Genomic DNA, 24,829 nt, shown 5'->3' with positions numbered 1-24,829 from the left:
TGAGGAAGGCCTGTGATGACGCAGAACGCGCCGGACTTCGCCGAGTTGCTGAGGGGTGCGAGGCGCTCCGCCGTGCACCTGGAGATGCATGACAGCTACTCGGTCGGTGACGAGGCCGAGTCCTTCGATCGCTTCAAGAGGACCGGCGAGGTGGACGACGACCCGAACGCGTCGTTCTGGCCGACGTGGATTCCCCTGGTGGAGGACGCGATCTCCCGGGGCGTCGTCATGCGCCGCGCCCGCATCGTCTCGGAGCCGGTGACCGACTACATCAGGTACGAGCACGCCCTCACCCCCGTCAACCTCGCGGCCGGCGAACGGGTCCGGTGGCTCCCCCGAAGCCGGGCGTCGACCATCGCCCTGCCGGGCAACGACTTCTGGCTGATCGACCGGCGACTGGTGCTCTTCCACTGGTTCACGGGCGACGGGGACTGGGCGGGGCACACCTTCACGGAGGACGAAGCGGCGGTGCGGCTCTGCTCGGCGGCATTCGAGGCCGTGTGGGCGGCGGGCATCCCCCACGAGGAGTTCATCGTCTGACTCCCCATGACACCCGTGGGCGGCCCTTCGCTCCACGGGGCGAAGGGCCGCCCGGAAGGGGCCAGCTCAGTGGCGGTGGTGGTTGTCGGGTTGGGCGGGGTCGCCCGGGTGTTCCAGGCCCTCGACCAGGGTGAGGCGGTGGGCACGGGCGTGGTCGAGCCAGCGGACGAAGGCGGCTCGGCGGGCGGCGTCGCGGAGGGCGGGGGTGGGGTCGGGGGCTTCCGGGGGCGTGGTCACGGCGAGGAGGGCGGCTGTCCAGGGGCCGGTGGTGACCCACTCGCCCTCCGGTGCCGTGCGGAGGGCTTCGGCGAGGGCCTTCGGAAGGGTTTCGGGGTCGGCTTCCAACTCGCCGTCGGCGAGGGCGATATGCCAGCGTTCCGCGGGCGGCCGGGTGGTCATGGTGCGGTAGTGGGCGACGTCGGTGGGTGAGGGCTCGATGTCGGCCGTCACGGAGTTGTAGACGGCTCGGACGGCTGCACTGCCCTCGTAGGCTGCCGCGGTGATGGAGCCGAGTTCGACGGCGGCTTGTTGGTCGAGGTGGGCGGGGAGCGAAGACCCCACGGGCAGGTCGCGTTCGGCGGCCACCGTCTCGCACAACGCCTCGGTCAGCAGCACCTGGGCGACCCACCGGGTGAGCTGGCGGTCCTCCGAACTGCCGGGCTGCGGCAGGGCGGTGGCGCGGGGGCCGTTCCGCAGGGCGGCGAGGCGGCGGTCGAGCGCCGTACGCGGGAGGGGGCGTCCGTCGAGCAGGCCGAGGGTCATGCCTCCACCACCAGGGCGACGGTCGGGGCGTACTGGCAGCGGCCGAACCACATGACCTTCGCCAGGGCCCAGTACGAGCCCGGATCGGTGGATTCGGGGGCGGCGACGGCGAATTCGACCACCGTGGAGGAGCCAGGCGGGACGGTGAAGCCCCGGACCGGTTCGGCGATGGCCTCCCAGGTGCCCCACGGGGAGACCAGCTGCAGCTCGCCGCGGATCTCGCCGCGCGTGCGGTTGGTCAGGGTGAGCGCGAGGGTGGCCCGGCCGCCGGGGGCGAGCCGCAGGGTCTCGGCCGCGACCTCGACGGTCAGGCCGGTGTCGCGGCCGGTGGTGGCCTTGGTGCCCTGGGCGATCGTCCAGTCCTCGGGGGTCTCGCCGGGGACGGGCAGCAGGTCGGGGAGGTCGCCGACGGCGATGGTGACCACGTCCTCGATCTGCTGGCCGTCGTGCTCGATCCGCACCGCCGCGAAGTGGAGCCCGGGCTCGGCGCCGGCCGGCGGGGTGAGGGTCACCGGGAAGCGCAGGTGCCCGTCCGCCTCCAGCCGGTACGGGCGGCTGCCGAGGCTGGTCGTCCAGCCCTCGGGCGGCAGCACCACGGCCGTGCCCTCGACCGCCGCGTCCCGCAGCTGGGAGGAGAGGGCGACCGAGAGCGTCACGGGCTCCCCCGTCGTCCGCAGCAGCCCGGGCGAGGCGCCGACCGACACCGGCAGGTAGCCGAGCGGTGCCGGGCCCCGGTTGTGCAGCCAGTAGCGGGCGTGGACGGGTTGGGCGACCTCGGCTGCCGGGCCGAGGTCCGTCGAGCCCGCCGGAGCCGAGACGGCGGGGGTCGCGAGCAGGGTGGCGATCTGCGACCCGGCGAGGTCGAGCCCGGATCCACCCGAAGGAAGCGGCCGTTCCAGCAGGTCGGCGGCCTGGAACGAGCCCAGCCCGAGCGCGCCGCCGAGCCGCGCCGTCCGGCCGAGGCCGGTCGACTCGACCAGCCGGACGGCCAGATCCGGCCCCACCGGCGCCGCCGATCCGCGGGCGATCGGGTTTCCGGCCGGCTTGAGCGCTCCCAGCAGCACCTCGCACTGCGGTTCGACCCGCAGCCACGACAGCGTGGCCGGCAGCGGCCCGTCCTGGGCCTCGGCGATCCGGGCGTACAGCGGGTGGTTGAACTCCTGGCCCCGGGCAGGCAGCATCTGCGAGCGCCAGTCGCCGTCCCCGCCGACCAGCGCGTAGCTGAACTCGTGCGTCCAGTGCTGGAGCTGGAAGGATGCTCCGTCGGGAAGGGTGCGCCGGGGCGGGTCGATCCAGACCCCCGAGGGCCAGCCGGTGCAGGAGCGCATCAGCGACAGGTGCAGGGCCCCGGTGGTGTCGACGGCGAAGCCGGGCAGGCCGAATGTCAGCAACGCCACAGTGTGGTTGGCCAGTTGGTCGGAGACCGCCGTCGGGCAGACGGCGGTGATCCGGGCGTCGGCCAGGTCCTCGACCAGCGCCGCCACGGCCACCCCGTCGGAGACGACGAGCGCCGGCAGCGCCCGCAGGTCGCGCAGGTCGGCGTCCGGCCGCCAGACCTCGGCGAGCGGCGTCAGCGCCGGCACCCACACCGCGCCGTGCGCCTTCAGGACGGCCGCGTACTCCTCCCCCGCCGTGGATATCAACTCCCGTGCCGCCTCGTTGGCTTCGGGGCCGCCGACGACGATCCGGAAGTCCGGCAGGTTGGAGTCCACGTCCAGCCAGCCGTACCGCGCCCAGTCCGCCCCCGAGGTGGTGGCCGTGACGCCGACCCGGGCGAGCGCGACGACCAGCGGACGGGCGTCGGCGTCGTCGTCCAACGCGGGGACGACGACCTCCGCCACGCCGAGGGCGCGGGAGCCGACGGCCGTCCCGGCGGTGTCGGTCAGCTCGATCCGCGCGGTGGCGCCGAGGCCGAACCAGGTGTTGGCCGGGTTGTCCAGGGTCCACGGCGCCTCCGCCGAGTCGACGTCCGGCATCGCGAAGCCGCGTCCGACGACCGCGCCCGCGACCTCGCTGACCGGCAGGCCACCGGGGACGTCCACCGGGAAGCGCAGTCGCAGCAGCCGGTCGGCGCCGGAGTAGTCCACCACCCGGGTACGGCAGTCGACCCGGTCGAGGCCGCGCCAGAGCGTGACGGTCTGCTCGTACCGGACCGCGTCGACCGTCCCCTCGATCACCAGCCGCTCGCCGAGCGGCCCGGTCTCCCGGCGGACCGACGCCACGCCGTCCCCGGAGCCGACCACCGGGCCGCTGGGCACCAGGTGCCAGGGGCCCTCGCCGAAGTCGGGGTGCTGCGGGTACTCCTCGTACACCCGCAGCTCGTTGCCGATCCGGCCGTCCTGGATCAACTCCCGGTCGTGCCGCAGGTCCCACACCGAACACAGGCCGCCGCCGCGGGCCGGGTCGGCGGTGACGCGGTACCGGTCGCCCTCGATCACGAAGCCGTCGGCGGCCGTCCACGGCTGTTCCGGGGCGCCCTCCACCAGCCGCCAGGTGCGCCAGCCGAGCGCGGGCACGTCGGCGGCCAGGAAGCGCAGCGTCCCCCGGTCGACGGCGCTCGGCACCGCGTCGCCCCGGTCGTCCAGCACCCTCACCGACCTCACGTCGGAAGGGAGTTCGACGGTGACGAGGTCGGTCCGGTCGAAGGAGAGCGGGTTGGTCACCACGATCGCCCGGCCCGGCCCCACCGTGGAGATCCGCGCCGCCAGGGCGTCCAGCGCGGCGTCCCGGACGCCGGAGGCCAGGTCGTAGGCCTCCCGCCAGCCGCCGAGCAGGTCCAGGTAGACCTGGTCGGACTCGGAGCCGGTGATCGCGTCGTGGTGGGCGCCGTAGGCGAGTTGGCGCCAGACCTTGTCGAGGGCGGCGGCCGGGTAGCGACCGAGGCCGTGGACGGCGGCGAGGGTGGCGAGCTTCTCGGCGTCCACGGCCGCGACCTCGCCGGCCCGTTGGGCCTGCTTGGTGTCGATGTACGAGACGTCCTTGCCGGTGTACACCGGGTTCATGTCGCGGGTCTGCGGGCTGGGCCGGCGTCCGGTGGCGGCGAGTTCGGCGCGCACGGCGTCGAGGAAGTCGCGCGGGACGGCGCAGACGAACCGCGGCCAGAGGTACTTGGCGGCCCAGGAGCGGTGGATCTCGGTGACCCACTTGTTCGGCGGGGTGTAGTCCGTCCCGACCGGCAGCAGCAGGTTCTTCGTCGCGCCCACCGGCTTGAGCTTGCGGTACAGCTCGTAGACGGCCTGTTCGGCGGTGGCGAGGTCGGCGGAGGAGTCCATCCACCAGCCGGCCGAGTAGTGGTGCGGCATGTAGTGGGTGAGCACGCCCTCGCCGCCGGGGGCGATCCACTCGAACTCGCTCGGGAACTGCATCACCCGGGCGTCGTCCTTGGCCTCGCGGAAGTTCTTCTGGATCGGGCCCCACTGGTGGAAGGGGCCGCGCGCCCAGGCGCTGCCGGTCAGGCCGGCCGCGGCGAGGTGGCCGGGGAACTGCGGGTCGTGCCCGAACACGTCGAGCTGCCAGGCGGTCCGCGGGTCGCCGCCGAGGATGTCGCGCTGGTAGCCGATGCCGTGGACGATGTTGCGGATGGTGGTCTCGGCGCCGGTGAGGTTGGTGTTGGGCTCGTTGTAGGTGCCGCCGACGAGTTCGACCTGGCCGCGTTCCAGCAGCTGCCGGAGCGTCTCGCGGCGCTCCGGGTGCTGGTCGAAGTAGGGCTTCAGGTAGTCGACTTCGGCGAGCACGAACTTGTACACCGGGTCCCGCAGGGCGAGGTCCAGGTGGGCGTCGACGAGGGCGAAGCCGTTGCGCTCCCACAGCGGCCGGGTGGTGGCGTCGGCGGAGAGCAGCTCCCACGGGGAGGTGTAGGCGGCCTGGGTGTTCCACCAGACCGGGTCGTAGTGGAAGTGCGAGACCAGGAACATCGTCCAGCCGGGCTCGGCGACGTCGACCACGCCTTCGGCGGACGCGCCTTCGACGCCGACCACCACGGGCAGCCGGTCGCCGGGCGAGGCCCCGCTGATCTCCAGCGGGACCTCGACCAGCCCCGTGCCGGTCGCCTCGCCGCGGACACCCGGGCCGCTGACGGTGATCCGGGCGGCCGGGCCCTCCAGCCGCACCCGCAGCACTTGGCGCGGGGCGTGCTCGGGGCCGACGAACAGGTCGGTGCTCTCGACGGCGGTGATGGTGACCGGCACGGGGTGCTTCCTTTCCTACGGGGCTACGCGCCCCAGGCCTCGAACTCGTAGATGCGGGCGGCCGGGTCGGTGGTCTGGGCGGGCGTGGTGACCACCAGCCGGACGTAGCGGGCGGTGGTGTTCACCGGGTGGCTCGTCGTGCCGGCCGTGTTGCCGGTGACGTCGGCGACCGTCGTCCAGGGGTCGTTCACACCCGACCGGACCTGGATGGCGAAGTCGCGGGTGTTGTACGACGCGCTCTCGCCGCCGGCCGCGGCGTGCTTGACCACGAACCTGGACAGCTGCTTCGCCGAACCGAGGTCCACCTCCAGCGTCTTGGCGGCCGTCAGGGCGCACCACTTGTCGCCGTTCCCGCCGCTGACGCTGCCGTTGACGGCCTTGGCCGGGCCCTCGTTGGCGTTGCACTGGCCGGAGGCGGTGGCCGGGCGGTTGAGCGCGAGGTTGCTGGAGGTCGACGGGGTCCCGTTCCAACTCACCGTGGTGGAGGCGGCGGTGGAGCGCCCGTAGGTGGTGGACACCGCCTCGACGTCCAGCGTGGCGGCGCTCTCGGTGCCGGCCCGGTCGAGCCGCCCGACGAAGTAGGCGTCGTTGGGCGTGGCGCCGAGGAAGGTGCGGCTGCCGTCCGGGTTGCGCCGGTACACCTCGTAGTGGTGCACGTTGCCGCCGGCCGCCGCCGTCCAGGACAGCCGCAGGGACTGGCTGGAGCCGGGCGTGACGTCGCTCGCGCCGAGCACGGTGAGGCCGGACGGTGCCGCCGGGGTCTCCACCGAGCCGTCGTAGAGGGCGACTTGGCCGACCCGAAGGTCGTACGACGGGTCGCTGCCCTCGACCCGCAGGGCGATCTGGGCGACGGTGCGGCCGGCGTACGGGGAGAGGTCGAGGGTGTGCCGCTCCCAGCCGGTACCGGAGTTGGAGCCGACATCGATCGTGGTGAAGCTGCCCGGCGCGTCGGTGAAGGAGACGGCGGCCTTCAGCCTGGTCGGCCCGGCGGCCGGGGCCTTGACCACCAGGTCCAGCTTGGTGTTCGCGGCGACCGCCAGCCTGGTCTGGTACAGCCGGACGGTGTTGGCGGCGTCCAGCTTTCCGCTCAGCCGCAGCGAGGAGCCGCCCTGGTAGGCGTCGGTGAAGTCGACGGACGGGGTGAGCCTGCTGCCGCTCGACTCGACCACCCAGCGGTAGGTGGGCGGGACGTCCTGGAGCGAGAGGTTGTTCCAGCCGCCGGTGGCGACCCGGGTGCCGGCCGCGTTGTAGAAGTCGCCCTGCCCGGTGTCGAAGTTGGTGACGAAGGGCTTGGCGGTGATCGGCGAGGACTCGGCGACGTAGCCGGCCAGTCCGGGCCAGCTCGCCGAGAGGTCGATCCTGGACGGGTCGTTGGCGGCGCCGACCCAGTAGCGGGCGTCCTTGGCGTAGAAGTCGGCGCGGTCGGCGGCGGACTTCCAGGTCCACTCCGGGCGGTAGAGGCCGAGCGAGGTGGTGTGCGGCCGCCCGGACGGGAAGAGGGTGTTCCAGTCCACCCCGGTGTTGTAGCCGCCGGCCTCGGTGTCGATGCCGGTGTAGAGCTCGTACTCGCTGCGGCCCAGCTGCCGGGCCAGTGTCCGGGAGGAGGCGAGGCCGCTCGCCGACCAGTTGAAGTTCAGGAACATCGAGTCCGAGGTGCGCTTCGAACCGTCTTGCAGGAACGGCGAGTTGGCCGAGGTGAGGGCGTTCTGCCAGTTGACCGAGCCGGAGGTGGTCATCGCGTCGTACCACATGAACTCGGTGCCGCTCTGCGCCTTGGTGTACTGCATCAGGTTGCGCACCTCGGCCGCCAGGGCCGAATCGCCGCCGCCGGTCTCCTGGTTGATGAACCAGCCGTCGAAGCCGTAGTACTGCGCGGCCTGGACGAGCTTGTCGGCGACGGGGTAGCGGCTGCCCGACTTCTGGACGAAGTCGCGGACCCACTGGAGCTGGCCGCCGTACGCGCCGGGCGGGAAGAAGACCGTGCCGTACACCTTGACGCCGTTGCGGTGGGCGGCGTCGATCACGGTCGGGTTGGGGGCCAGGATCAGGCCCTCGCCGGCCGAGCCGCCCCAGAACACCAGCTTGTCGACGTACTGCCAGTAGCCGAAGGCGTAGTAGTTCGGGTCGGCGGAGCCCTGCGAGGGGTTGTTGGAGGTGGGGCCGAAGGAGACCAGCGAGGCGATCTTCCCCTCGCCGCTCCGGGCGTTGGGGTTGGCCCGCAGCGCCGGGTCGCCGGTGCGCGGCTGGAGCGGGACGCGGGAGCGGTTGAAGCGGGCGTCCGGGTCGGTCGCCGGGTCCCAGTTCAGGATGCTGTTGGGGTACCAGTAGGAGACGAAGGGCTGGCTTCCCGTTCCCGCGGCAGAGGCGGCGGGTGCCGCGGCCGGTATCGGGTCGGCCCAGGCCGCGGGAGCGGTGGTCAGCGCGGCCGACGCGAGGACGGCGCTGAGCAGCAGGGGGAGGCGTCGTGACATGCGGTGGCTCCGATCGAGCGGAGGAGGGTGGGGGCGGGCCCGCCGTCGCGGACGGGCCCGGCTGCATGCGGGCGTGCCGGTGCTGGATCGAGTGGGGGGCGTACCGCTGCCGCCCTCGGCCGGGAGCCCGGACGGGCATCGGGCTTCCGCGGTGCGCCGGGGGCGACGGCGGAACGGGGAGCGGATCGGGCAGCGGGAGCCGGGCGTGGTGCGGCGGAGCGCGCCGAGCGGGTCCCGCTCGGCGCTGCGAGGCTAAACCGGTTCAGAACCGCTGTCAACGATGCGCGCAGCAACCACCCCGGCGGGGGAAGCGGCCGGCCCCACCGCCCCGGGCGGCGAGGTGGACTCCCGTACGGTCAGCCGCGGCGTGGGCATCTGCAGGTCGCGCCCCGGTCCCGGCTCGTCCAGCGCCGCCAGCAGGCTGCGCGCGACCTGCTCGCCGAGCGCGAAGGTGTCCCGGCTGAGCGCGGTCAGCGGCGGGTGGACGATCCGCGCGAGCACCGAGTCGTCGAAGGAGACGATGGACAGCTCGCCGGGCACCGCGACGCCCATCTCCCCCGCGACGCCGAGGCCCGCGACGGCCATCACGTCGCTGTCGTAGACGATCGCGGTGGGCCGCCGGGCCCGGGACAGCAGCGTCCGGGTGGCGGCCGCGCCCTCGGCGTCGCTGAAGTCGGTGGGCACCGACACCGCCTCCTCCAGCCCCAGCCGGCGCGAGGCGTCGCGCAGCGCGCGGATCCGCCGCTGGGTGTGCTGGAAGTGCGGCAGCCCGGCGAGGTGGGCGATCCGGCGGTGCCCGACGGCGGCCAGGTAGTCCACGATCGACAGCATCGCCTCCCGGTCGTCGGCCCAGATCCGCAGCTGGTTGCCGCCCTTGCCGGGCCCGCCCAGCACCACGGCGGGCAGCCCGAGTTCGTCCAGCACGGGCAGCCGCGGGTCCCTGACCTGGAGGTCGACCACGATGAAGCCGTCCACCCGGTGCTCGGAGGCCCAGCCCCGGTAGACGTCGATCTCGGCGGCGGTGTCCTCCACCACCATCAGGTGCAGCGCGATCGAGCTGGCCGAGAGCACCGCCTGGAGCCCGGACAGCAGTTGGCTGAAGAACGGCTCGACGCCGATGGTGCGGGCCGGTCGGGCGATCACCAGGCCGACGGCGTCGGCCCGGGCTCCGCCGAGGGCCCGCGCGGCGCTGTGCGGGCGCCAGTTCATCTCCTCGGCGACCCGCAGGATCCGGGCCCTGGTCGCCTCGCTCACGCCCGGCCGGCCGTTGAGCGCGAAGGACACCGCGCCCTTGGAGACACCGGCCTGGCGGGCGATGTCGGCGATCGTCGGTCTGCCCACAGAACCCGACTCCTCTCTTGACATCCAAGTTTAGGCGGGAGCATAGTCCCTGGCATAGCTAGACCGGTTTAGTTAGTCAGGTTCCGGAATCCGGCACAACCCCCGTCGTGCACGACCCCCGTCGCACGACCCGGTTGGGCCGGAACCCGCAGGCACCACCCCCGAAGTGCGCACGATCCCCCACCCACCCCCAGGACCGGGAGACCCTCATGCGAAGAATCTGGGCGGCACTGACCACGACCGCGCTCGCCACCGCCGCCCTCAGCGGCTGCGGGCTCGGTTCCGGCGACGCCAAGGACAGCGACGCGGTGGCGAGTGCGGCCGCCACCGGCGAGGTCAAGGGCAAGGTCTCGCTCCAGACCTGGGCGCTCAAGCCGAAGTTCACCGACTACATGCAGGGCGTGATCGACGGCTTCAAGAAGAAGTACCCCGGCGTCGAGGTCGAGTGGCTCGACCAGCCCGGCGAGGGCTACTCCGACAAGGTGCTCAGCCAGGCCGCCGCCGGCACCCTGCCCGACGTGGTCAACCTCCCGCCGGACTTCGCCTTCCCGCTGGCGAAGAAGGACGTCCTGCTGGACGTCGCCAAGGCCGACCCGAAGCTCGGCGAGGAGTACGTCTCCGGCGGCGTGGACGCCTACCGGTTCAACGGCCACCAGGGCACCTTCGGCTACCCGTGGTACCTCAACACCGATGTGAACTACTGGAGTTCGGAACTCCTCACGAAGTTCGGACTGGACCCGCAGAAGCCCCCGACCAGCCTGGACGAGCTGATCGCCCAGGCCCGGGTGATGAAGGAGAAGTCCGGCGGCCAGACCTACCTGATGAGCCGCAAGCCGGGCATCGGTGACCTGTACAACATCGGCGTGAAGATCATGTCCGACGACGGCAGGACCTTCACCTTCAACACCCCCGAGGCCGCCGCGCTGCTCGACAAGTACCGCGACGCCTTCAAGGAGGGCCTGATGCCGAACGGGGTGCTGACCGACACCTACGCCGGCAACTCCAAGCTCTTCAGCTCCGGCACCGCGGCCTGGACCACCGGCGGCGGCAACTTCATCACCAGCCTCGCCACCGACAACCCGACCCTCGCCCCGAAGGTCGTCCCCTCCGCCGCGATGGGCACCCCGCCGCTGTACGTCCAGGGCCTGTCCATCCCGAAGAACACCAAGAACCCGGCCGCCGCCGTGGCGCTCGCCCGCTGGGTGACCAGCCCCGAGAACCAGGCCGCCTTCGCCCACCTGACCAGCGTCTTCCCGTCCACCAAGGCCTCCGCGAACGACCCGTTCTTCAGCAAGGGCGACGGCACCAACGCGGGCGACGCCAAGGTGATCGCCTTCACCTCGCTCGCCAAGGCGAAGCTGATCCAGCCCGTCGAGGTGGACGACGCGATGGCCACCGTCATCAAGCAGCAGTTCGCCCTGGCCATCAGCGGCGAGACCAGCTCCAAGCAGGCGCTGGACACCGCCGTCGAGCAGTGCAACAAGCTGCTCAAGGGCTGACGCCCGACACCCGGGCACCACTCCGCGTACCGGCGCGGGCGGCGGGCCTCCCCCACCCGCCGCCCGCCGGGAGCCACCCGCACCACCTCAGGCCCCAGGAAGGCAACGGCATGACCCACCGGCGTTGGTTCACCCCCTGGCTGCTCGCCGGCCCCGCGATAGTCTGGCTGGCCGTCTTCAACCTCTGGCCGGCCGTCAACACGGTGATCCTCTCCTTCACCAACGCCAAGCCCCTGGGCGGCGGGCAGTTCACCGGCCTGGAGAACTACGGCCGGCTGCTGGACGACGAGCAGCTCGCCGACGCCCTGCTCAACAGCATCGTGTTCATGCTGGTCTGCCTGCCCCTGCTGACCGTCCTGCCGCTGCTGCTCGCCCTGCTGGTGCAGCGCAGGATCCCCGGCATCACCTTCTTCCGCACCGCCTTCTACACCCCGGTGATCGCCTCCGCCGTCGTGGTGGCGCTGATCTGGGGCTGGGTGCTGGACGACCGCGGTCTGGTCAACGGCCTGCTCGGGCAGTCCGGGCTGGCCGACTCCCCGGTCCCCTTCCTGACCGACCGCTGGCTGCTGCTGTTCAGCGCGATCGCCCTGACCGTCTGGAAGGGCCTCGGCTACTACATGGTGATCTACCTGTCCGCCCTCGCCAACGTCCCGCGCGAGCTGCACGAGGCCGCGGCCGTGGACGGCGCCGGCCCGCTGCACCGGTTCCGGCACGTCACCCTGCCCGGGGTGCGCCCGACCATGGTCCTGATCTCCGCGCTGATCTCGGTGAGCTCGCTGCGCGTGTTCTCCGAGCTGTACGTGCTCTCCAACGGCCTGGGCGGCCCGGGCGGCCGGGACATGTCGGTGGTGATGCTGATCCAGATGTACAGCCGCGGCTTCAACGGCCACCTGGGCTACGCCTCGGCGCTCAGCCTGCTGCTGTTCGTCATCACCCTTGGCCCGATGCTGTTCCTGATGCGCCTGAACCGGAAGGCGGCCTGACCCATGACCACCATCCGCACGAGGGCCGCCGGGCCCGACGACCCGACCGGGCCCGACCGCGCGCCCGGGCCCGTCAAGCCGGCCGGGCCCGCCCGGGGCTTCAACACCCCCTCCACCGCCCAGACCGTCGCCCGCTACCTGCTCCTGGTGCTGGTCCTGCTGCTGGTGATCGGCCCCTTCCTGTGGCAGCTGTCCACCTCGCTCAAGGGCCCCGCCGAGGACGTCTACACCCGCACCCCGAGCTTCCTGCCCGACCAGCCGACCCTGGGCAACTACGGCAAGGTCGCCGACGTCATCCCGGTGTGGACCTACGCGCTCAACTCGGTGATCGTCGCCGCCGTCTGCATCACCGGCAACGTGGTCGGCTGCACCCTGGCCGGCTACGCGCTCGCCCGGCTGCGCTTCCGCGGCGCCAAGCTCGTCCTGGGCCTGTTCCTCGCCACCCTGATCCTGCCCGGCGAGGTCACCATCGTCTCCCAGTACGTGCTGGTGCGCGGCCTCGGCCTGGCCGACACCCTGGCCGGCGTCGCGCTGCCGGGTTCGATCGCGATGCTCAACGTGCTGCTGATGCGCACCGCCTTCGCCGCCGTCCCGGTCGAGCTGGACCAGGCCGCGCTGGTGGACGGCGCCAACGTCTGGCAGCGGCTGTGGCACATCGGCCTGCCGAACGTGCGCGGCATGCTCAGCGTGATCGTGATCTTCACCTTCATCGGTGCCTGGGACGACTTCCTGTGGCCGCTGATCGTGCTCAACGACCCGCAGAAGTACACCCTCACCGTCGGGCTCCAGTACCTCAACGGCACCTTCTCCGCCAACCCCCGGCTGATCGCGGCCGGCACCATGATCGCCTTCCTGCCGATCGTCGTGGTGTTCGCCGTCTGCCAGCGCTTCTTCTTCAAGGGCGTCGAGGAGGGAGCCGTCAAGGGATAGCCCACCGCCCGTACGCCCCGAACCCGTTGAGGAAGATGCCCGATGACCACCGCTCCCCGTTTCGGTGTCAACTACACCCCCAGCGCCGGCTGGTTCCACCACTGGCTCGACTTCGACCTCGACGCCGTGCGCGCCGACTTCGACTCCATCGCCGCCCTCGGCCTGGACCACGTACGGGTCTTCCCGCTCTGGCCGGTCTTCCAGCCCAACCGCACCCTGATCCGCCCGCGCGCCGTCGAGCAGCTGACGGCCCTGGTGGACGCGGCCGGCGAGCGCGGGCTGGACGTCGCGGTGGACGGCCTGCAGGGCCACCTGTCCAGCTTCGACTTCCTGCCGTCCTGGACGCGGACCTGGCACCGGCGCAACATCTTCACCGACCCCGAGGTGCTCGACGGCCAGGCCGCGTACCTGCGCACCCTCGCCGGAGCGCTGCGCGAGCGGCCCAACTTCCTCGGGATGACGCTCGGCAACGAGATCAACCAGTTCTCCGGCGCCCCGCACCCCGACCCCGACCGGGCCACCCCCGCCGAGGCGGAGGCCTGGCTGCGCCGGATGCTCGACGCCTGCGAACAGGGCGCCCCCGGCCGGCTGCACCTGCACGCCTCCTACGACGCGGCCTGGTACCTGGACGAGCACCCGTTCACCCCCTGGCACTCGGCCCGGATCGGCGCCGCGACCGCCGTGCACTCCTGGGTGTTCAACGGCACCGCCCAGCGCTACGGCGCCCACTCCACCGCCACCGCCCAGCACGCCGCGTACCTGGTCGAGCTCTCCAAGGCCTGGGCGGACGACCCGGCCCGCCCGGTCTGGCTGCAGGAGGTCGGTGCGCCCGCCCCGTACATCACGGCGCAGGACGCGGCGCGCTTCACCGGCGCCACGGTGGCGGCCGTACTGGACTGCCCGGACCTGTGGGGCGTGACCTGGTGGTGCTCGCACGACGTGGACCGCTCGCTCGCCGACTTCCCCGAACTGGAGTACAGCCTCGGCCTGTTGACCACCGACCGGACGGTCAAGCCGGCCGGCGCCCGGCTCGCCGAGGCCGCCGCCGAGGCCCGCCGGTCCTGGCAGCCGCCGAAGCCGCGCAGCACCGCCGTGGTGGTCGCCACCGGCGACGAGGTCACCTCGCCGCGGCGCGCGGTCTGCGGCCCCGGCGGTCCGGTGTACGAGGCGTTCATGCGCCTCGCCGAGGACGGCGCCCGGCCGACCGCGGTGCTCGCCGAGCACGCCGAGGACCGCGAGCACCTCGCCGCGCGCGGCATCACCGAGGTGGTCCACCCCTCCGACGTACCCTCCCTCCAACCGTCCCCAGCCCGCAACGGAGCCCGCTGACATGCACGATGACCGCACCCTGGTCGAGTCCCGCCTCAAGCGCGTCCTGGACGAGCGCATCCGCCCGGCCGTCTACCCCGAGTCCGTCCCGCTGGAGGTCGGCATCTGGACGGCGCCCGGCGAGCCCGTCCCGGTCGCCGAGGGCCTGGCCGCCCCGCGCACCCCGATCGCGGTCGGCGACGCCTGGGGCGCGCCCTGGGGCACCAGCTGGATCACCGTGACGGGCACCGTGCCCGAGGCCTGGGCCGGGCGCACCGTCGAGGCGCTGATCGACCTCGGCTTCGACGCCAACATGCCCGGCTTCCAGTGCGAGGGCCTGGTCTACCGCCCGGACGGCTCCCCGGTGAAGGGCCTCAACCCGCAGAACCAGTGGGTGCGGATCGCCGCCCCGGCGGCCGGCGGCGAGCAGGTGCTGCTGCACGTCGAGGCCGCCTCCAACCCGGTCATCCTGGACTACCACCCCTTCCTGCCGACCGAGTTGGGCGACAAGGAGACGGCCGGCGACCAGCCGCAGTACAAGCTGGCCCGGATGGACCTGGCCGTCTTCGACGAGACGGTCTGGCAGCTGGTGCTGGACCTGGAGGTGCTCGGCGAGCTGATGGCCGAGCTGCCGGTGGAGGGCCCCCGCCGCTGGGAGATCCTGCGCGCGGTCGAGCGGGCGCTCGACGCGGTCGACCTCCAGGACGTCAACGGCACGGCCGCGGCCGCCCGTTCGCAGCTGGAAGGGGTGCTGGCCGCGCCCGCCGTGCCGTCCGCGCACCGGATCAGCGCGATCGGCCACGCCCACATCGACTCGGCCTGGCTCTGGCCGCTGCGCGAGACCGTCCGCAAGGTGGCCCGCACCACCGCCAACATGACCGCGCTGCTGGAGGACGAGCCGGAGTTCCGCTACACCATGTCCCAGGCGCAGCAGTTCGCCTGGATCAAGGAGCACCGGCCCGAGGTGTACGCCCGGGTCCGGAAGGCCGTGGCGGAGGGCCGGTTCGTGCCGGCCGGCGGCATGTGGGTCGAGTCCGACACCAACATGCCGAGCTCGGAGGCGATGGCCCGGCAGTTCGTGCACGGCAAGCGGTTCTTCCTGGACGAGTTCGGGGTGGAGAACCACGAGGCGTGGCTGCCGGACACCTTCGGCTTCACCGGCGGCCTGCCTCAGATCATCCGCAACGCGGGCTCCAAGTGGCTGCTGACCCAGAAGATCTCGTGGAGCCAGGTGAACCGGTTCCCGCACCACACCTTCCTCTGGGAGGGCATCGACGGGACCAGGATCTTCACCCACTTCCCGCCGGTGGACACCTACAACTGCTCGATGAAGGGCAGCGAGATCGCCCACGCGGCGAGGAACTTCAAGGACAAGGGCGTCGCCCGGCACTCGCTCGCCCCGACCGGCTGGGGCGACGGCGGCGGCGGCACCACGCGCGAGATGGTCGCCAAGGCGGCCCGGATGAAGGACCTGGAGGGCTCGGCCACCGTCCGCTGGGAGGACCCGGCCGAGTTCTTCGCCAAGGCCGAGGCCGAGTACCCGGACCCGCCGGTCTGGGTCGGCGAGCTCTACCTGGAGCTGCACCGCGCCACCCTGACCAGCCAGGCGAAGACCAAGCAGGGCAACCGGCGCAGCGAGAACCTGCTGCGCGAGGCCGAACTCTGGTGCGCCATCGCCGCGTTGCGCACCGGCGCGGCCTACCCGTACGAGCAGCTGGACCGGATCTGGAAGACCGTGCTGCTGCACCAGTTCCACGACATCCTGCCCGGCTCGTCCATCGCCTGGGTGCACCGCGAGGCCGAGGCGACGTACGCCGCGCTGGCCGCCGAGCTGGAGGGGCTGATCGGCGCGGCCCAGCAGGCGCTGGCCGGGGCCGCCGACGGCGGACGCGAGCTGGTGTTCAACGCGGCGCCGCACACCCGCTCGGCGGTGCCGGCGGGCGGGGCCGCCGTGGTCGCGTCGCCGGGCGCCGGCTGCGAGGCGGTGGAGCGGCCGGAGGGCGGCTTCACCCTGCACAACGGCCTGCTGGAGGTCGTCGTGGACGCGGACGGCCTGATCGCCTCGGTGGTCGACCTCGCGACCGGCCGGGAGACCGTCGCGCCCGGCAGCCGGGCCAACCTGCTCCAGCTGCACCCCGACTTCCCCAACATGTGGGACGCCTGGGACGTGGACCAGTTCTACCGCAACACCGTCACCGACCTGACCGGCGTGGACTCGCTCACCGCCACCTGCTCCCCCGACGCGGCCTCGGTGCGGATCGCCCGCTCCTTCGGCTCCTCCACCGTCGTCCAGACCCTCACCCTGCCGGCCGGCGAGCAGCGACTGGACATCGACACCGAGGTCGACTGGCACGAGACCGAGAAGTTCCTCAAGGCCGCGTTCCCGCTGGACATCCACACCGAGCGCTACGCCGCCGAGACCCAGTTCGGCCACCTCTACCGGCCCACCCACACCAACACCAGCTGGGACGCCGCCAAGTTCGAGGCCTGCAACCACCGCTTCGTCCACCTCGACGAGCCCGGCTGGGGCGTCGCCCTGGTCACCGCCTCCACCTACGGCCACGACGTCACCCGCGCGGTGCGCGCCGACGACGGCGGGACGACCACCACCGTCCGCTTCTCGCTGCTGCGCGCCCCGCGCTTCCCCGACCCGAAGACCGACCAGGGCCTGCACCGCTTCCGGCACGCCCTGGTGCCGGGCGCGGCGATCGGCGACGCCGTCCGCGAGGGCTACCGGATCGGCCTGCCCGAGCGGCGGGTCACCGGCAGCGCCGAGCAGGTCGCTCCGCTGGTGGAGGTGGACGACGACGCCCTGGTGGTGAGCGCCGTCAAGCTCGCCGACGACCGCAGCGGGGACCTGATCGTCCGGGTCTACGAGGCCGGCGGCGGCCGCGTCCGGGGGCGGCTGACCACCTCCTTCCCGTTGGCCGGTGCCGTCCCCTGCGACCTGCTGGAGCGGCCCTGGGACGGCACCCGGGGGGAGGTCGCGGTCGAGGACGGCGCGGTGCGGCTCGCGCTGCGGCCGTTCGAGCTGGTCACGCTGCGGCTCAGCGCGGCCCGCTGAGCGGCTGGACCACTGAGCCCATTGAGCCGCTGGACCACTGAGCCGCTGGGCCACGGGTCCGTCGGTCCGCTGGTCCACGTACGCTGTTCGGCGCCTCGGCCGCCTCGGCCGGGGCGCCGCCCCCATCGACCGCTTCTGGAGCCCACCGTGCCCGTCACCCCGCTGTTCGCCGCCGTCGACGTCGGCGGTACCAAGATCGCCGGGGCGCTGGTCGACACCGACGGACGGCTGCGGCACCGGCTCCAGCTGCCCACCCCTGCCGCCGAGCCGGGCGCGGCCGTGCTCGCCGTGGTGCACCGGGTGCTGGAACGGCTCGCCGCTACGGCCGACTGGGCCGCCGTGACGGCCGTCGGGATCGGCAGCGCCGGCCCGGTCGACCTCACCGACGGCACCGTCAGCCCGGTCAACATCCCCGGCTGGCGCGGCTTCCCGCTGGTCGCCGAGGTCGCCGCGCACCCGGCGGTGGCGGCCCGCGCGCTGCCCGTCCACCTCGCCGGGGACGGCGTGGCGATGGCCGCCGCCGAGCACTGGCAGGGCGCGGCCCGGGGCGCCGCCAACGCGCTCTGCCTGGTGGTGTCGACCGGCGTCGGCGCCGGGCTGGTGCTCGACGGCGTGGTGCGCCCCGGCCCCAGCGGCAACGCCGGCCACCTCGGCCACATCACCGTCGACCTGGACGGCGAGCCCTGCCCGTGCGGCTCGCGCGGCTGCCTGGAAGGCCTCGCCAGCGGCACCGCGATCGCCCGCCGCGCACTCGCCGAGGGCTGGCGGCCCGTGGACGGCGACCGGACGGCCCGCGCCGTCGCCGCCTCCGCCGCCGCGGGCGACCCGGTCGCGCTCGCCTCCTTCGACCGCGCCGCCCAGGCGCTGGCCGCCGGGATCGCCGCCACGGCCGCCCTGGTGGACCTCTCCCGGGTGGTGATCGGCGGCGGCGTGGCCGCGGCCGGGGACGTGCTGCTCACCCCGCTCGCCCGCCACCTGGACCGCTACGCCGCCCTCTCGTACATCCGCGGCCTGGACGTGCGCCGCGCCGAACTCGGCACCGACGCCGGGCTGATCGGCGCGGCCGCGCTCTGCCGCTGACCCTCCCCGGAGCCACCCGCATGCCGCCGCCCGCCCTCCCGCCGTTCCCCCTCCCCCCGTTCGGCCTCCTGCGCAATCCCGTCCGCCGCTACGCCTGGGGGTCGGCCACCGCCATCCCCGCGCTCACCGGCACCGCGCCCGACGGCACGCCGCAGGCCGAACTCTGGCTGGGCGCCCACCCCTCGGCGCCGTCCCTGCTGACCGTCGACGGCCGCGGCGGCGAGGGCGGACCGCGGCCGCTGGACGGGCTGATCGACGCCGACCCGGACGGCTGGCTCGGGCCGGACACCGTACGGCGGTTCGGCCCGGCGCTGCCGTTCCTGTTCAAGGTGCTGGCCGCCGAGCGGGCGCTCTCGCTCCAGGTCCACCCCACCCGGGCCCAGGCCGAGGCCGGGTACGCGGTGGAGCAGGCCCGCGGCATCCCGCTGGACGCGCCGGAGCGGGTCTTCAAGGACCGCGGGCACAAGCCCGAACTCATCTGTGCCCTCGGCGACTTCGAGGCACTGTGCGGCTTCCGACCGACCGCCGGCACCGCCCGGCTGCTGGACACGCTCGACGTACTCCCCGACTGGGCCGCCGACCTGCGCACCCGGCCCGCCGAGGCGGTGCTGCCCGGGCTGCTGCGCTCCGGGCTGAACGCCTCCGACGACGAACTCGCCGCCGTCACCGGGGCGTTGCGCCGCACGGCGGCCGCCGGCGGGCCGTACGCCGCGAGCTGCGCCGCGTACGCCCGGCTCGCCGAGGAGTACCCCGGCGACCGGGGGCTGCTCGCCGCGCTGCTGCTCAACCACGTCCGGCTCACCGCCGGGCAGGCGCTGTACCTGGATGCCGGGGTGCCGCACGCCTATCTGCGGGGCGTGGGCGTGGAGTTGATGGCCAACTCGGACAACGTGCTGCGTTGCGGGCTCACCCCCAAGCACGTCGACGTGGACGGCCTGCTGGCGGTCACGTCCTTCCGCCCCCAGGAGCCCGAGGTGCTCCTGCCGCGCCCGCTCGGGAGCGGCTCCGGCGACGGCTCCGGAACCGGCACCGGCACCGGCACCGGCACCGAAAATGGAACCGAGGAGCGGTTCCCCTCACCCGCCGAGGAGTTCGGCCTCTCCCGGCTGCGCCCCGGCGCCGCCGCCGTCCGGGTCGACCTCCCCACCCCGCAGATCCTGCTCTGCGTCTCCGGCCGGGCCCGGCTGCGGGCGCCCGGTGGCGCCGAACTCCCGCTCCCCGCGGGCGCGTCGGCCTATCTGCGTCCGGGCGCCGGGCCGGTCGAGCTGACCGGCCCGGGCACGGAGCTGTTCCGGGCCACCACGGGGTAGACGGCCGCCACGCGGTCACGGCCGCCCCGGGATCGCGGCCGCCCCGGAGCCGCCGGCGCGGCTCCGGGGGCACGGGCGGCTCCCGGCGTGGGCGGGTTCAGGCCCGGGCGGGATGGCCGAACAACAGGTCGTAGCCCTCCGGGAGTTGCTCGATCACCCGGTCCACCAGTACCCCCGGGACCAGGTCGGCGACGGTGCTGAGCACGGCCCCGATGTCCCACTGCGCCGTCGCCGGGGTGGCCCCGTCGATCCACCCCACCACGGCCTCCACGAAGCGCTCGGCGGTCAGCGGCTCGGCCGCGGGCGCGGCGTCGCGCAGCAGCGACGCGTAGGTGACGGGCAGCGCGTCGGCGAGTTCGTTCCGTTCGGAGCCCACCAGGTGCTCGCCGAGCAGGGCGAGCACGACCCGGACGGCGTGGTCCGCCTCGGCCTCGCCCCGGTACTCGCCGCGCTCCACGACGCGGGCGAGGAAGTCCTCCCAGGAGATGGTCATCGCATCCTCCTTCCGGTCGGCGGCGCCGGCCGGACCGACGGCGGCCTGCTCGCCCGGAGCCGGGAGGGGAGTCGCAGCCCGTGACCGCCGCGGGACGTACCGGTGCCCGTGCTGCTCAGGGTAACTCGCCCCGGCGCCTCCGGAACCGGCCTGCCGCCACGGAACGCGGGACCGTACGGCCCGCCCGCCCCCGGGGTTCGGCCGGGCGGACCGACGCCGTCGTCGATCACGCCACCGGCCGCCCGCGCCGGCGGTTCAGCCCGCCGAGGCGTGGCACCGCCTGCGCGGCCGCCGGGCCGGCAGCAGCCCACCGGTGGCCGCACCGGCCGGTACGCGCTGCGCCGGGGCCGTCGCGCTCACCGGCGCCGCGGCCGGCGTCACCGGCGTCCCCGTCGGCACGGTGGTCGCCGTGGTCACGGTCGTCGCCGCGGTCACCGTCGTGGCCGCCAGGGCGGCTTGGGCGCGGGCCCCGTCCGTCATAAACGCCGAGAGAAAGACCCGCTCGGCCGGGCTGAGCGGCCGCGAGCGGCCGGATTCGCGGTCCCGCGCGACCACCACGGTCCGCGCCCGCATATAGGTCAGCCGATCCCGGCAGACATTCACCTCGACCTGCGCGGAACTCCGTCCGAGCCGCTCCACGGTGAGCCGCACCGCCAACGGCTCCGGCCGGTGGTGCAACTGCTCCAGGTAGTCGATCTCGTGCCGCGCGATAATGAATCCGGACGGGAACAGCGACTCCCGCACGGCGGTTTCGTGGTGGCAGAACAGGTCGTAAATCCCCTCCTGGATGTAGCCGACCAGGCGGGCGTTGTTGATGTGCCCGTTCTCGTCGACGTCGCTCCACCGGGTGGGGCAGGACAGCACGTGCACGCCCGGCTGGACCGCGCTCACTGCCGGGTCAGCCCGGCACCGGCGGGGAGCAGCGCACGCTGCAACCTGGCGTAGTAGCCGGAGTGTTCGGCCGCCATCCGGGCCGCGGTCCACCCCTCCTCGGCCGCCTCGGCGGCGGCCTGGACGACCAGACTGTCGAGCACGGCGTCGACCGCGCGGCACAGGTCGTGAACGGCCGCGAGCCGCTCGGTCACATCCGCCCCGCTCCCCGCGTTCCGGGACGGGAAGGCTGCCAGAGATTCCATCGCGAGCTGAAGGTCGTCAACTCCATCCGGCCGGTTTTCCACAGGGAAATTCCGCATGTTTTTCTCCATGACTCATTCGGCCTCTACGGCCCAGTAGCTAGCGTTCGAATACACCGGATCGGTGTCGACCCCCCGACCCCACGACGCTATCCCAGCCGACCGGGGTCGACGGATGGTTTGCGGACCGCGACGGAAAACTGACCTCCATCGGAGTAGTTTGTCGGTGTACACAATATGCCCCATCAGCCGAATGCCGTCCGCAATTCGGGTGGTATCTCCGACGCGCGCCCCGAGATCGACCCCTCAGGGTCCAGAATCTGCTACCGGACACTCCACCACCTCGCCTTGTAGAGGTGCGTGCCGCGCAGCACCCGCGTCCCCTCCGGCCGGTGCAGGGTGATCACCGAGGTGCACCAGTCGCACGGGGCCGTGTGGTCGGGCGCCACCGTGAGCAGCCGGCCGGTGCCGGGCTCGTCACCGACGCTCTTGAGGTCCCGCTCGGCCGCCGGATCCGCCAGGTGCACAGCGGTGAACCGGTCGGCCGCCGGGTCGTAGCGCCACAGGCCGGCCGACGTGGTCACCCAGAACCGTCCGGGGGACGCCGACACGGCCGCCAGGTCGTGCCCGCCGGGCGCCGGCAGCGGGGTGTTGCGCACCGCGGCGAGGGTCGGCGCGGCCGGGGTGCCGCCGACCCGCAGCGCGGTCAGCGACGTGTCGCCGAGCACCAGGAGCAGGCCGGTCCGGGCGTCCCGGTGCACCCCGTGCGCGCCGGGCAGCGGGAACTCCGCGTACGCCGCGGCCCGCGGGCCCTGCGAGGCCGCGTACAGCCGCACCCAGCCGCCGCTGCTCGCCGCCACGGCCACGTTGCCGTCCGGCAGCAGCTCGATGCTGTGCGGATTGGCGGCCGCCCCCAGGTCCGCGGCCCAGTGGACGCGGCCGGTGGCCGTCTCCACGACCGCGGCCAGCCCGCCGGAGGCGGTGGTCAGCAGGTAGCGACGGCCCTGCCGGACCCGGGACTTCGCCTCGTCCGGACCGGTCCAGCTGCGCGCGGGTGCCAGATCCGCCAACTCCGGTGCCCGGTCGGCACTCCAGGCCCAGACCACCGGCAGCCGGTCCGGGCCCCGGTAGGCCATCAGCTCCTCGGCGCTCTGCAACACCAGCACGCTGCGCGAGGCCTGGTCCACGACCGCCACCTGCCGGCCCGGCGACCCGGCCCACGCGCCGTTCCCGGGCGCGCAGAGCAGCAGGGCGACCGCGAGGGCCGGCGGCGTTCTCCTCAGCACGCCTTCACCGTCGGTGCTGCGGGCCGACTCCGCTCGGCGGCACGTCCGAACGGACGATCGACACCGCGGGGGCGGGACGGCGACTCCAAGGGTCCGCCTCGTCCACTGTCGGGCGCGCCGGTCCGTCGACCACGCTCCTTCCGCCCTGCGGACGTTCGACGCCGACGGCTCGGACCCGGCGGTTCGACGGCCATCGGCTCAGCACCCGGCGGCTCAACGCCCAGCGGCTCGGCACCCAGCGGCTCGGCACCCAGCGGCTCAGCGCCCGGCAACGAGGTCCGCGACCCGGGCGATCGGCGAGGTGGTGGCCCGGCCCGCCGCCTCCTGCCGGTCGGCGGCGTGGTACGCGGCGTACATCGCGTGCACGCCCAGCCAGCGCAGCGGCTCCGGCTCCCAGCGCCGCACGGTGTGGCCCACCCAGGGCAGCCGGGTCAACTCGGTGTCCCGGCCGAGCACCAGGTCCCGCAGGGTCCGGCCGGCCAGGTTGCTGGTGGTCACCCCGCTGCCGACGTACCCGCCCGCCCAGCCGAGCCCGCTCACCCGGTCCAGCTCGACGGTGGCGCACCAGTCTCGGGGGACGCCGAGCACGCCCGCCCAGGCGTGGTCGATCCGGGCCTGCGCGGCCGCCGGGAAGAAGCGGTCGAGGATCCGGCGCAGCCGGCGCACCGTCTCCACCTGGGTGCCGCCGTCCGAGTCCGTCCGCGAACCGAACCGGTAGGGCACGCCGCGACCGCCGAGCGCGATCCGGTCGTCGGCGGTGCGCTGGGCGTACATGTAGGCGTGCGCGAAGTCGCCCAGCACCTCCCGGCCCTCCCAGCCGGCCTCCGCCCAGAACCCGGCGGGCAGCGGCTCGGTGGCGACCATCGCCGAGTTCATCGGCAGCCAGGTCCGCCGCTCGCCGCGCAGCCCGGCGGTGAACCCCTCGGTGGCGCGCAGCACTTGGTCGGCGGTGACGGTGCCGTGCGGGGTGACGGCGCGGGGCTTGCGGTAGCCGGAGCCGGGCAGGATGGCGGTCACCGCCGTCCCCTCGTACACCTCGATGCCCGACTCGCGCACGGTGCGGGCGAGTCCGCGGACGAGCTTGGCGGGCTGGATGCGGGCGCCGTACCGGGTCCAGCAGCCGCCGAGGGTGCCGGCGACGTTGATCCGGTCCCCCGCCTCCTTCGCGCCGAGCAGCTCGACGCGGCCTTCGCCGTAGGCCCGCTCACCCTCGACGTGGGCCCGCAGGCGTTCCAACTGCGGTCTGCTGCGGGCGACTTCGAGTACCCCGCCGCGGACGACGTCCGCCTCGATCCGCTCCGCCTCCGCGACGTCGACGACCTCCCCGACCGCCTCGTCCATCAGCCGCTGCATCGCGGCCGCGCGCCGCAGCCCGTACGTCCTCGCGAACGCGCCGCGCCCGGCGAAGCCGTTGTACAGCCAGCCGCCGTTGCGCCCGGAGGCGCCGTAGCCGCAGAAGCGCTGTTCGAGGACGGCGATCCGGAGGCCGGGGTCGGCCTTCTTCAGGTAGTAGGCGGTCCAGAGGCCGGTGTACCCGCCGCCGACGACGCACACGTCGACGTCCCGGTCCCCCGGCAGCCCGGGCCCCGCCCCGGGCACCCCGTCCGCCGCGTACCAGAACGACACCCCGCCGTTGACCGCCGCCACCGGAAACCTCCCACACCCTCGCCGACCTGCCCGGACGCTACCTCCGGAGGTCCGGCGGCGGCCACCCCTCACACTGCCGGGATCCGCGTGCCGCACCAGCCACCCTGTCAGTCCCGCAGCAGCTCCAGGGCCCGCGTCCAGTCGTACGAGCCCGGCGTGGAGTCCGCGATCCGCACCCCCATCCGGCGCAGCTTCGCCAGGCTCTCCGCGTACGCCGGGTGCGCCGACTGCGCCGCGCTCAGGCAGGGCTGCACGGCGACGGGGACGCCCCAGCCGTACGACTCGCAGAGGATGCCGAGGGCGAGGGTGTCGGAGATGCCCAGGGCCCACTTGTTGATCGAGTTGAAGGTGGCCGGGGACACCACGATCGCGTCCGGGTCCGGCAGCGGCCGGGGCTCGCCCGGCCTGCGCCAGGCCGAACGGATCGGATACCCGGTCTGCGCGACGATCGCCCCGGCGTCGATCATCGGCATCGCATGGGGCGTCGCCACCACCCCCACGTCCCACCCCTGCCCCTGCGCCGCCGCGATCAGCTCCCCCACCCCGCCCGCGACCCCCGCCGCGCACACCACCACGTACAGCACCGGCTTCTTCGCCTCGGGCACCCTCGGACTCCCCACTCCCGGCCCACCTGCGGACCCCAGAACAGTAAGCCGTCCGCCTGGTCCGCTCCCTGGCACCCGGCCCCGGCTCCGGGCGGGGCGCCCGCGGGGCGGGGCGCCCGCGGGGCGGGGCGGCGCGGGGCGGGGCGGCGCGGGGCGGCCTGCCCCGGCCTGGGAGGATGGGGCGTCGAGC

The 24,829-nt window shown here is 73.7% G+C and carries 18 protein-coding genes; 8 read left to right on the top strand and 10 right to left on the bottom strand.

The annotated features are described in order from the left end of the window. The first annotated feature begins 15 nt into the window (after positions 1–15). Complete coding sequence (locus ACFY0X_RS00380; RefSeq protein ID WP_387747132.1) at positions 16–540, top strand: DUF6879 family protein; 525 nt, start codon at positions 16–18, stop codon at positions 538–540. Between the two features lie 66 nt (positions 541–606). Here the strand turns inward: ACFY0X_RS00380 and ACFY0X_RS00375 are convergent, their stop codons facing one another. The 4 genes from ACFY0X_RS00375 to ACFY0X_RS00360 all read right to left on the bottom strand — a co-directional run bounded on the left by ACFY0X_RS00375 (position 607) and on the right by ACFY0X_RS00360 (position 9,301). Beyond that, positions 607–1,302, bottom strand: a complete 696-nt coding sequence (locus ACFY0X_RS00375; RefSeq protein WP_387747129.1) for a hypothetical protein — start codon at positions 1,300–1,302, stop codon at positions 607–609. Then, positions 1,299–5,489 (bottom strand): NEW3 domain-containing protein, encoded by a 4,191-nt coding sequence (locus ACFY0X_RS00370; protein ID WP_387747126.1) that lies wholly within the window; start codon positions 5,487–5,489, stop codon positions 1,299–1,301. Before ACFY0X_RS00370 ends, ACFY0X_RS00375 begins: the two co-directional genes overlap by 4 nt. A gap of 23 nt (positions 5,490–5,512) precedes the next feature. Beyond that, the gene (locus tag ACFY0X_RS00365; protein WP_387747123.1) at positions 5,513–7,960 is read right to left on the bottom strand and encodes a discoidin domain-containing protein; all 2,448 of its coding nucleotides are present in this window, start codon (positions 7,958–7,960) and stop codon (positions 5,513–5,515) included. 252 nt (positions 7,961–8,212) lie between these two features. Further along, positions 8,213–9,301 (bottom strand): LacI family DNA-binding transcriptional regulator, encoded by a 1,089-nt coding sequence (locus ACFY0X_RS00360; protein WP_387747120.1) that lies wholly within the window; start codon positions 9,299–9,301, stop codon positions 8,213–8,215. Between the two features lie 209 nt (positions 9,302–9,510). Between ACFY0X_RS00360 and ACFY0X_RS00355 the strand changes: the two genes are divergently transcribed. The 7 genes from ACFY0X_RS00355 to manA all read left to right on the top strand — a co-directional run bounded on the left by ACFY0X_RS00355 (position 9,511) and on the right by manA (position 19,475). Then, a complete protein-coding gene (locus ACFY0X_RS00355; RefSeq protein WP_387747117.1) occupies positions 9,511–10,800 on the top strand; it encodes an ABC transporter substrate-binding protein in 1,290 nt (429 codons plus the stop codon). Positions 10,801–10,910: 110 nt separating this feature from the next. Next, positions 10,911–11,783: a carbohydrate ABC transporter permease gene (locus ACFY0X_RS00350; RefSeq protein WP_387747114.1), complete on the top strand. Its 873-nt coding sequence runs from the start codon at positions 10,911–10,913 to the stop codon at positions 11,781–11,783. Positions 11,784–11,786: 3 nt separating this feature from the next. After that, positions 11,787–12,713, top strand: a complete 927-nt coding sequence (locus ACFY0X_RS00345; RefSeq protein ID WP_387747111.1) for a carbohydrate ABC transporter permease — start codon at positions 11,787–11,789, stop codon at positions 12,711–12,713. Between the two features lie 42 nt (positions 12,714–12,755). Continuing rightward, positions 12,756–14,042 carry a glycosyl hydrolase gene (locus tag ACFY0X_RS00340; RefSeq protein WP_387747108.1) on the top strand — a complete coding sequence of 429 codons (1,287 nt, stop codon included), beginning with the start codon at positions 12,756–12,758 and terminating at the stop codon, positions 14,040–14,042. Between the two features lies 1 nt (position 14,043). After that, positions 14,044–17,085, top strand: coding sequence for an alpha-mannosidase (locus tag ACFY0X_RS00335; protein ID WP_387747105.1), 3,042 nt, complete (start codon positions 14,044–14,046; stop codon positions 17,083–17,085). Between the two features lie 147 nt (positions 17,086–17,232). After that, on the top strand, positions 17,233–18,165 hold the full coding sequence (locus ACFY0X_RS00330) for an ROK family protein (protein WP_387747102.1): 933 nt from the start codon (positions 17,233–17,235) through the stop codon (positions 18,163–18,165). A 20-nt stretch (positions 18,166–18,185) separates the two neighbouring features. After that, positions 18,186–19,475 (top strand): mannose-6-phosphate isomerase, class I, encoded by a 1,290-nt coding sequence (gene manA, locus ACFY0X_RS00325; RefSeq protein ID WP_387747100.1) that lies wholly within the window; start codon positions 18,186–18,188, stop codon positions 19,473–19,475. 97 nt (positions 19,476–19,572) lie between these two features. On the opposite strand, the gene ACFY0X_RS00320 is transcribed toward manA, so the two are convergent. The 6 genes from ACFY0X_RS00320 to ACFY0X_RS00295 all read right to left on the bottom strand — a co-directional run bounded on the left by ACFY0X_RS00320 (position 19,573) and on the right by ACFY0X_RS00295 (position 24,639). Next, entirely contained in the window at positions 19,573–19,968 is a 396-nt protein-coding gene (locus ACFY0X_RS00320) for a DUF2267 domain-containing protein (protein ID WP_387747097.1), read from the bottom strand. A gap of 255 nt (positions 19,969–20,223) precedes the next feature. Continuing rightward, positions 20,224–20,838 carry an acyl-CoA thioesterase gene (locus ACFY0X_RS00315; RefSeq protein ID WP_387747094.1) on the bottom strand — a complete coding sequence of 205 codons (615 nt, stop codon included), beginning with the start codon at positions 20,836–20,838 and terminating at the stop codon, positions 20,224–20,226. A gap of 17 nt (positions 20,839–20,855) precedes the next feature. Further along, positions 20,856–21,053 carry a hypothetical protein gene (locus tag ACFY0X_RS00310; RefSeq protein WP_049657510.1) on the bottom strand — a complete coding sequence of 66 codons (198 nt, stop codon included), beginning with the start codon at positions 21,051–21,053 and terminating at the stop codon, positions 20,856–20,858. 371 nt (positions 21,054–21,424) lie between these two features. Continuing rightward, on the bottom strand, positions 21,425–22,387 hold the full coding sequence (locus ACFY0X_RS00305; RefSeq protein WP_387747091.1) for a DUF6528 family protein: 963 nt from the start codon (positions 22,385–22,387) through the stop codon (positions 21,425–21,427). A gap of 258 nt (positions 22,388–22,645) precedes the next feature. After that, a complete protein-coding gene (locus tag ACFY0X_RS00300; protein ID WP_387747088.1) occupies positions 22,646–24,034 on the bottom strand; it encodes an NAD(P)/FAD-dependent oxidoreductase in 1,389 nt (462 codons plus the stop codon). A gap of 107 nt (positions 24,035–24,141) precedes the next feature. Beyond that, a complete protein-coding gene (locus ACFY0X_RS00295; protein ID WP_387747085.1) occupies positions 24,142–24,639 on the bottom strand; it encodes a flavoprotein in 498 nt (165 codons plus the stop codon). Positions 24,640–24,829 lie beyond the last annotated feature (190 nt).

Origin of the sequence: Kitasatospora sp. NPDC001547 (assembly GCF_042894165.1) — a bacterium.
GTDB lineage: Bacteria > Actinomycetota > Actinomycetes > Streptomycetales > Streptomycetaceae > Kitasatospora.
Note: the sequence above shows the minus strand (reverse complement) of the source record. Positions and strands in the feature narration are given on the sequence as shown.